The 9,195-nt window shown below is 28.4% G+C and carries 13 protein-coding genes; all 13 read left to right on the top strand.

The annotated features are described in order from the left end of the window. Window positions 1–46: 46 nt before the first annotated feature. Window positions 47–205 (top strand): hypothetical protein, encoded by a 159-nt coding sequence (locus JCM14822_RS20640; RefSeq protein WP_157047850.1) that lies wholly within the window; start codon window positions 47–49, stop codon window positions 203–205. 136 nt (window positions 206–341) lie between these two features. After that, window positions 342–1,094: an ABC-2 family transporter permease gene (locus JCM14822_RS16935; RefSeq protein ID WP_054743641.1), complete on the top strand. Its 753-nt coding sequence runs from the start codon at window positions 342–344 to the stop codon at window positions 1,092–1,094. 22 nt (window positions 1,095–1,116) lie between these two features. Then, complete coding sequence (locus JCM14822_RS16930; protein WP_054743639.1) at window positions 1,117–1,548, top strand: 4Fe-4S cluster-binding domain-containing protein; 432 nt, start codon at window positions 1,117–1,119, stop codon at window positions 1,546–1,548. A 142-nt stretch (window positions 1,549–1,690) separates the two neighbouring features. After that, window positions 1,691–2,440 (top strand): SPASM domain-containing protein, encoded by a 750-nt coding sequence (locus JCM14822_RS16925; RefSeq protein ID WP_054743637.1) that lies wholly within the window; start codon window positions 1,691–1,693, stop codon window positions 2,438–2,440. 32 nt (window positions 2,441–2,472) lie between these two features. Further along, entirely contained in the window at window positions 2,473–2,997 is a 525-nt protein-coding gene (locus JCM14822_RS16920; RefSeq protein WP_054743635.1) for a hypothetical protein, read from the top strand. Window positions 2,998–3,020: 23 nt separating this feature from the next. Further along, window positions 3,021–3,893 carry a radical SAM protein gene (locus JCM14822_RS16915; RefSeq protein WP_054743634.1) on the top strand — a complete coding sequence of 291 codons (873 nt, stop codon included), beginning with the start codon at window positions 3,021–3,023 and terminating at the stop codon, window positions 3,891–3,893. Between the two features lie 2 nt (window positions 3,894–3,895). Then, window positions 3,896–4,279 carry a hypothetical protein gene (locus JCM14822_RS16910; RefSeq protein WP_054743632.1) on the top strand — a complete coding sequence of 128 codons (384 nt, stop codon included), beginning with the start codon at window positions 3,896–3,898 and terminating at the stop codon, window positions 4,277–4,279. Next, the gene (locus tag JCM14822_RS16905) at window positions 4,279–4,776 is read left to right on the top strand and encodes a radical SAM protein (protein WP_054743630.1); all 498 of its coding nucleotides are present in this window, start codon (window positions 4,279–4,281) and stop codon (window positions 4,774–4,776) included. The genes JCM14822_RS16910 and JCM14822_RS16905 overlap by 1 nt, the downstream gene beginning before the upstream one ends. Before the next feature lie 59 nt (window positions 4,777–4,835). Next, window positions 4,836–5,225, top strand: a complete 390-nt coding sequence (locus JCM14822_RS16900; protein WP_054743628.1) for an SPASM domain-containing protein — start codon at window positions 4,836–4,838, stop codon at window positions 5,223–5,225. 27 nt (window positions 5,226–5,252) lie between these two features. Further along, window positions 5,253–6,155 carry an ABC transporter ATP-binding protein gene (locus tag JCM14822_RS16895; RefSeq protein ID WP_054743625.1) on the top strand — a complete coding sequence of 301 codons (903 nt, stop codon included), beginning with the start codon at window positions 5,253–5,255 and terminating at the stop codon, window positions 6,153–6,155. Between the two features lie 5 nt (window positions 6,156–6,160). Next, window positions 6,161–6,928: an ABC transporter permease gene (locus tag JCM14822_RS16890; RefSeq protein ID WP_172674850.1), complete on the top strand. Its 768-nt coding sequence runs from the start codon at window positions 6,161–6,163 to the stop codon at window positions 6,926–6,928. 458 nt (window positions 6,929–7,386) lie between these two features. Beyond that, a complete protein-coding gene (locus JCM14822_RS16885; protein WP_054743621.1) occupies window positions 7,387–8,721 on the top strand; it encodes an insulinase family protein in 1,335 nt (444 codons plus the stop codon). After that, on the top strand, window positions 8,711–9,184 hold the full coding sequence (locus JCM14822_RS16880) for a hypothetical protein (protein WP_157047847.1): 474 nt from the start codon (window positions 8,711–8,713) through the stop codon (window positions 9,182–9,184). Before JCM14822_RS16885 ends, JCM14822_RS16880 begins: the two co-directional genes overlap by 11 nt. Window positions 9,185–9,195: the final 11 nt, after the last annotated feature.

Here is a 9,195-nt window from a genome sequence, read left to right as displayed (position 1 = left end):
CAACTCGTTAGAATAGTAAAAATAAACAATGAAAGGTGAGATAATTATGAATCAAAAAGTAGTAAAACCTATTAATGCATCAATGGAATATGATGAAAACTTTATTTGTGATGTTTGTTTTGAAGTAAAAGTTTGCCCTCTTGATTGTGGCGGTTCAGACTGCTGCGATGGTTGTGATGGTGTTTGTAAACCATTTGTTTGGTAATATTTAAAAGATAGTTATTATTTTACATAAGAATTTTTAATTACATAGGGTATTATATATTTTAAAAATAGAGAAGTTATGCTGGATTGAAAATTTGGTTTAACTTCTCTTATATAAGTTAGGGGAATAATGACATATGTTTTTAATAGAGCTAAAAAAGATGTTTAAGTTTAGACCTATCAAAATTAGTATTTTAGTTATCATGATTCTAATGTGTGTATGTGGTATATCTTGTACTAGTTTGCACATGACGGTTTTTGAATATCAAATTGAATTACTGAATATGTTTGGTGAGTTTTTTATTATTTCATTTATAGCAGCTTTATCAAGCTATGTGTTTGGCCTAGAGATATCATGTGATACATTAAAAATAGTAAGAGCAAAACCTATAAGTATATTTAAACTGTATATGAGTAAGTTTAGTACAGCTGTAATATATTGTGGGCTTATATGTTGTTTGATTTATATTATGGGTTTAATGTTTGGCTATGTATTTTTATCAAAAGAAGGCATACATATGACTAAATATAATTTAAGTTATCAAAATAGTTATGAAAGCATGCGAGCAGTACAAATGATTTATGGTAGGCAATTTATAGCAAGTATATTTATAATAGCATTTTCATTATTGATTAGCGTATGGTCGCAAAAGCAATTTATACCTATCTTGACAGTGCCTATTATAGTAGGAATATTAGATTTACTAGACAATGTAAAATATCTTAAAACAACACTATTGACTAGTATATTGCCACTTAATTCAGATTGTATTTGTAGGGAATTGGTGAATGGGAATGGCAATGATCGTTTAATATGTTTAGCAATATATACTATTATATTGATTTTATTAGGCATGTATATTTTTGCTAAACAGGAGATTAAAAGTTAGCTACATAAGAGGGAGAAGATAAATGTTTAAGATTATAGATATTAAATCTAAGAAGTATTTATATCTACCATATCTCCAAATGATTCTTGAATATGATGAAGACATAGTTCGTGTAGCAAGAAAAATAAAAGATGGGGAAAGTGTAGATGAGGATTTTGTGATTATTAAGAAATTATTAGATGCAAATATGAATGCTAAGCATAAATTAGAAGATAGTCGCAAAGTGTACTATGATAGGCAGGAATCTATTAATATAACGTCTTGTCAAATTAATTTAATAAATGCATGCAACTTGAAGTGTAAGTATTGTTTTGCGGGGGATGGGACACATCACAAATCTGGAAAGATGACTAGAGAAGTAGCAAAAGAAACAATAGACTTTATAATGGCAAATTCAGATGAAAATGCTAAATTAGCATTAACCATTATAGGGGGGGGAGCCATTTTTAAATAAAGAGATATTTAAGTATATTGTACAATACACTACAGAGCAATGTCAGAGCAGAAATAAAAGACTTCTTATTAATACAACAACTAATGGGACATTGTTTGATGATGAAATAGTGGAATTTTGTAATAAGTATAATGTGGAATGTATGATTAGTTTAGATAGTTGTAATCAATCAACAAATGATTTTTTGAGAGAAGCTAAGGCATTAGAATTTAGTGTATATGAGAAGCTAATGATGAACTATGAGAAGTATAAGACTCAATTAAGAAAACATGCATTCCATATTACTATTACACCATTTAATTTAAATATTAAAGAAATTGCAGAACAATTATATAGAATGGGTGTAGCACATATTCACTTTGATTTGGTTAAATCGGATGACCCAATGTTTTTATTTAGTCAAAAGGATATTGACAAACTAAAAATAGAATATGAAGAGCTGTGTGAATTAATTATTAGTTTGCTTAAAGAAAGAAAGATGCCAAGTTGTCATCCTTTGATGAGGAATTTGGGATGTTTACATGAACGTTCTTACTATAGATTAAGATGTGGTGTATTAAAAAAGCAAATTTGTATTGACCCAGTGGGAAATATATACCCTTGTGATATGTTAATGTGGAATCAGTATGCAATGGGTTCTATTTATGAGGGGATAGATACAGCAGCTAGTAATAAATTAATAAAGCAGATGCAGACAGAAGATGGGTGTAATGAATGTTGGGCTAGATATTTATGCGGGGGAAAATGTTTAAACGAAGTGATTTGGGAAAATAAAGAACAACAGAGATTAAGATGTGAATTGAAAAAGCATATTGCTAAGCTCCAAATATATTTATATGACTACTTAATTCAAAATAATATTGATATAGACTTTAATAATTATAAGTATTAATGAGGGTAACAGTAGAATTGGAGATGTTAAATATGAAAGACGATTATTTAAGAATATGCGCACCATATATGCTTTTTAAAGCTGATGGGGCGTTCTTTGTTTATGATGGAGGAAATGGTGTTGTACATCAGATATCAAATGTAATTTATGATATCCTTAGCATTTATGAAGAAAAAGATATAGCATATAGTATACAACAAATCGAGGACAAGCTAAGTTATAAGTACGATATAAGTGTGATAGGAAAAGCTTTCCAAGGATTAAAAATTAGGAATGACAAAGGATTATTAAGTAGAAAAGGCGAAATATATAAAGTTTATGAAGCTGAATTAAGGAGAGATAAAGAAAACTTTTTTAAAGGGAGTTTATGGCTTAACTTAGTACATGATTGTAACCTGAGGTGTAGGTACTGTTATGCGAGTGGAGGAAGTTACGGAGAAGAAAGAAGAATTATGTCTAAAGAAACAGCTAAGAAATGCATAGACTATTGGTATCAAAGGATTGATAAGAGTGACAAAAAATTCTCAGTAGCTTTTTTGGGGGGGAGCCTCTTATAAATCAAGATACTTTATTTTTCTCAGTGAATTACATTAATCAATTAATAGAACCATTAGATGGTAGAGTGCGATATATGTTGACAACTAACGGAACTATTATGAATGAGAAGATTATAAAACTTTTTAAGGAAAATGATTTCGAGTTTGTAGTTAGTATAGATGGGTTAGAGGATATACACACTCGGAATAGACCTTATATTTCAGGGAAAAGTAGCTATAAAGATGTTGAGAAAAATATTTATAGATTAAGAGAGTCTTTTGATAAGATGATTGCTAATATGGTGGTGACTAAAGAGGATATTCCATATACTGTAAAATCAGTTCAGAAATTATGGGATATGGGAATAGATTATGTGAATATTGCTCTTTGTACTAGTGGAGAAGGTGTTTATAGTAATGAAGATTATATGCAGTGGCATGAGCAAATGAAAATACTTGCAGATATGACATATAAAAATATCTTAAATGGGACACGTAAACTGGTATTAAATTATATTGATCTTATAAATACAATACATAACAGAAAACCTAGAATAAATTGTGGATTATTTACTAATGGTGTATTCACATTTTCTCCATCTGGAGATAGCTATAGATGCTATAAGGCAGTAGGAAATAATAAGTATAAGTTAGGAAATATAGATGACAAGAATCTAGAATTATTAGAAGGAACTATGGAGAAAAGTCATATTGATAAGTGTACAAAGTGCTGGGGACAATTGCTTTGTAAGGATGGTTGTGCATATGAAAATGAATCATTTAAGGGAGATATTAATACCCCTAATGAGGAGTGGTGCAATAGGATAAAGATTCTTGCCACTGAGAGTTTGCGGATTTACGCTAAATTAAAATTAAAAGGTTTTCAAAAGTATGATGAGCTTTATGATTGGGGGTAAATATGCGTATTAATAGATTTTATACAATAGATGATAAATTTTATGATGCGGATACGGGCATTATTTTTGATTCAGATAGTAATATAAATCAGGTGATTGATAAAATAAATGAAGGATATACGATAGATAATATTAATAATGCGTTTGAAGATCAGGATATTGATGCAAAAAGTATTTTGATGCAATTAGAAGAAACAGTACTTAATAGATTTAAATTATCATCTAATTATATGGAAAGCACAGTAAATAAAGTAATGCCTATATCCCAAGAGGATTGGAACAATAAGCATATTGCAGAGAAATTATGCTTATTACTTACTCAAAAGTGTAATATGAAATGCGAGTATTGTTATGCACATCAAGGGTATATGATAAAGAATCTATAATGGATGAACAAACAGCAAAAGAAACTATAGATTTTTTCTTTAATTCACTAAGAAGTGACGTAAGAAAGGTAGAAATTGATTTGTTTGGCGGGGAACCTTTATTAAATAAATCAGTTTTTATTTTTGCTATAAATTATATTAATGAGAAGTGTAAGTTGTTAAATTTGAAACCACATTATTTACTAACTACAAACTGTACCCTTTTAGATGATAATATAATAGACATTATTAAAAAGAACAATATAAGTGTTACTGTAAGTATAGATGGTGATCAGCAGTCATATGACTTAAATCGAAAATTTAATAATGGTGCAGCAAGTTTTGAAATAGTTGTTAACAATATCAAAAAATTAATTAATCAATATACAAATGTAACTGCACGAATGACGTTAACAAAACCAACAATACAGGCTTTTGAGGAAAATGTAAGATATTTATGGAAGTTAGGATTGCATTGTATATATATAGACTTAGTAGAAACTGAAGATATAGCTTAGCCATAACTCAAGAAGATCTAGACATCTTTGAAATACAATTAAAGCATATAGCTGACTTGATGTATGAAAATAAGATAAATTCAGTAGCAGAAAATGATGTGATTAGTAATTTGATCTTTATAATCCAAAGGTTGGTAAATCGAAAAGTTAGACATAAGTGCTTTTTATATAGTTTAAATAGAGTAATATGTAATCCGGCAGGAGATATTTATCATTGTCTTAGGACGATTGGTAATCATGAGTATTGTATAGGGAATATAGCAGATGGAATTAAACTAAATATTATAAAAGAGAATAAAAATAACTTAGCAATTTGTCAAGAGTGTTGGGCAAAACGTTTATGTGGTGGAGCTTGTGATATTAAAGGACTCTCAGAAGTGAATTGTAGATTCAAAAAAATATTAATAGAAAATGCTATACGTTTATATATACATACAAAACGTGTATAAAATAATATGTTTATTAGAGGGAAAGCTATGAAAAGTGAAATTTTGAAAGTAGACCACATTAGTAAGTCGTTTGGTAAAAATAAGATAGTAGATAGCATTAGCTTTAGCGCTAATGAAGGTGATATATTTGGATTTATAGGACCTAATGGTGCAGGAAAAACAACAACAATAAAAATGTTATTAGGACTATTAACGCCAGATAAAGGAAAAGTGTATATTAGTGGAAAAGATATAAGGACAAATTTTAAAGATATAATAGCTCAAGTAGGAGCATTAGTTGAAGGACCTAGTTTTTATAGTTATATGACAGCTAAGGAAAATCTAGAGATATTTGGACAATATTCAGGTGGCGTAACAAAGGAAAGGATTAAAGAGGTTTTAGATCTAGTTGGATTATTTGAAAAAGAAAATATTAGGGTTAGAGAGTTTTCTTTAGGGATGAAGCAACGTCTAGGAATAGCACAAGCACTCATTAATAATCCAAGGCTATTGATCTTAGACGAACCAATTAATGGATTAGATCCTAAATGGATAAAGGAGATACGAAATATAATATTTGAATTAAGTAAGCAGGGGACAACGATATTAATATCTAGTCATATTTTAGCAGAACTAGAACATCTGTGTAATAAGATATTGATTATTAATAAAGGGAAAGAAGTTGCTTCTGGTATCACACAAGAATTAATTGGTAAGAGCAACATGTATAAAATAGAAGCTACTAATTATGATAGATTAGATGAAGTATTAGAAAAGATTAGTGCAGTAGAAATATTAGAAAATGCTTTTGAAAGGAAGATAAGATTTAATAGTACTATAAAACCAGAAGAGTTACTTATTAAACTTATAAATGAGGGGATAAAGGTAACAAGTTATGCACCTGTTAAATTAACATTAGAAGATTATTTCTTTAATATAGTGGAGGAATAATGCATATGAAATATATCAAAATTGAGCAGGAGAAATTAAAAAAATCTAGAATATATCAGTGGTGTCTAGCTATGGTAATAGTTTATTTAATAGCTATGTTTGCTGTATTTTTAATGGTATATGATAAGTTAGATATATTTAAACTGATATTTAAGGTATTAGCGGGACTTAATTATTTGCCATTAGTTATTCCGGGAGCAGCATTTTCGGCATTATTGTTCGCAAAAGAAATAGAAGAAAATACTATGACGTATGTAGTTATTCGTCCTGTGCAAAAAAAATGGTTAGTATTAAGTAAGATTTGTGCAAGTATGATTTATTATATAAAGATGATAGGAATAAGTATAATAGTTACTTTAATAGTAGGCTTTATATTTTGTGATATAAGACAATTTGCATTTGATAAGAGCATTATAGATTCGATTCTTAGATGTATTATTTATGTGAATCATATTATTACAATATGTTTGTTCTACTGTATTGTTTCAGCTATTATTTCTGTACTTGTAAAAAATACTGTTTTTAGTTGTGCAATTTCAGTGATATTATTAACAATCTCTAATTATATAACTATTAAGATTGAGATACTAGGGAAAGTAATAAGATTTCCAATTACCACTTTCTATAGTCCAGCAGAATATTATGATATTGAAATATCACAGTATTTAGTAAGGAGTTTTAAATATTATGGGCTAAATATCATAGTATTAGTTGTAACCATAATGATTTTATTTTTTGCTTTAAATAAAAAAGGTATATTCAAGACAAAATAATTTGATAGAGGGGTATACTATGGGATGGGTTAGTAGAGAAAAAAATGGATTAAAGAGATAGAGTGTGAAGCATATGAACTTAGGCATAGCACGGGACTTAAACTTATATACATAGATGATAAAGAATACCCTGATTATATAGACATAAATATAACAATAAAAACACCTGCAATAAATAATAAGGGAGTTACTCATGTAATAGAACATTGTATACAAAGTGAAGTCTTTAAGCATTTTTTTAAGAAGCAGTATGCACGAACCATGCAAAATAGAACGAGTTTTGAGTATGTAGTTGCCAAGGAAAATATAGATATAATATCGGATTTGTTAAAAGAGATGTATAAGCCAACTTTTAAAACAAGAAAAAATATTTTTTAAGAGAGGCATGGCGTATAGATAAGGATGAGGATTATATAATAAGGGGTGTTGTATTCCAAGAGATAAAAGAAACATACAATATGCCTTTATATAAGTTAATTAATTATATTCCAAAGACGTTTAATAGTGGATCAATATATGAAAATGTAGCTGGCGGAATAGCAGAAAAAATTGTACAGTTAAGCTATGATGAGACGATAGAGTATCATAATAAGTACTATATACCATCAAATTCATGTATTTATATACATGCATATCATAGTTTAGAAGTAGTGGAAGAGTTAATAGCGAATTTTTTTATCAATATTAAAAGTAGAAATAGTGAACCGAGTATTTTAAAAGATAGTAAAGTGATTAAAGAGAGTAGTATTACTTATAGCAGTCACAAGCAAGAGGAAAGGGGGTACTTTTTTTCTCAGAATTATAGGATACCTGTTCCAATGAATCAATGGTCATACAATGTGTATGAAAATATAACAGCATTATTATGTAATGAATATAATGGAATATTAACAAGTTTAATTAAGGAATTAGGCATGAAGGGCTGCGTCAAAGTTGCTTTTAAAAATACTGTATATACACCCTATTTAACATTAGTATTATGTAATACAGAGCAGTCAGCAAAGGAACTATTTTATCAGTTGTGTAGTCAAGCAATGAAGCAAGTATTTGAGAGCATTCAAAAAATGGAAGTTGAAAATTTTGTTAAAGCAGAAATATATACTAACAAACACGTTAATGGACTTAATCTAGCAAAATATATAATGGAAGCATTTGCAAATGGACTAGAGATATTCAGCTATATTGATGAATCATATGAGATAAATCGTAGAGAGTTTTTTGAAGAGCTAGGTCATGCATTAATTGATGATAGTAAAATATCTAAGGTACAGATATATCCTCAAGATATTGAAGTTGATTATAGTAACATAATAAAGCAAGCCATTAAAAATGGAAATGTTAATGAATATGTATATACAAAGAAAGCAATTGATTTAAGTGATTTTAGGATAAAAAAAGATGATAAAAAAGCGGTGGAAAGAAAGCTGGAAAATTCTTTTACAGGAGAAAAGCAAATAATAGATAACATTAGATATTATTTATATGATGTGAAATCAGATAGTGCAGTAGTTAGATTATATATTGATATCACGAGCTTAAGCTATGAAGATATTGGATATATGACCTTATTAGGAAGATTAATTAATTATAGTCTTTATCAAGAGGGAAGAGAAGATATAAAGTGCTACTGTAAAATGTGTGATAAAGGTATAACTAAATTTGTTATTTATATGAAAGAAAGAGAATTAGAAATAGAGAAAAGTTTGATACATATTATACAAATACTAGAAGAAATCTTAAAACAAGATATATATATCACCTTTAAAAGAAATGATAAATATCTTGATAAGTGAATATAAAATAGATTTAGTGAGATATCCTAATAGATATGTATTACTTAGATTATTGGCAAACTTATCAGAAGAAAGTGTACTTCAAGAAGTTTTTTGTGGAATATATAATTATAAGTTAATTAAAGAAAGTCAAGCAGTATTTATACAAGATAAATTAAGACAAATGGCAGAACGATTATTAGAGCAAGAAAATATAGATATTAGTATATATTCTAGAAAAAATTCAAGAGTACTTAATGCTATAAAAAGCGTTATGGAGAAAAAGGTTAAGAGAAAAAGAGCACAATATCATTTAAAACAAAGCTGGAAAAAACAAAGTGAGGCATATAAGGCGGATTTAACTGTTAATTATATTGTTGCTGGATGTTCTATCCAAGATGTCTATGAGCAAAATATGATGAAGTATAAAGTGTTATGTAATATTATTAATCAACAATTTTCCAATTCTTGGGTCTATAAATAATTTTGTGTATT

This window comes from Cellulosilyticum ruminicola JCM 14822, from assembly GCF_001311925.1.
GTDB lineage: Bacteria > Bacillota > Clostridia > Lachnospirales > Cellulosilyticaceae > Cellulosilyticum > Cellulosilyticum ruminicola.
The sequence above is the reverse complement of the archived record's forward strand: the minus strand, read 5'-3'. Positions and strand labels throughout refer to the sequence as shown.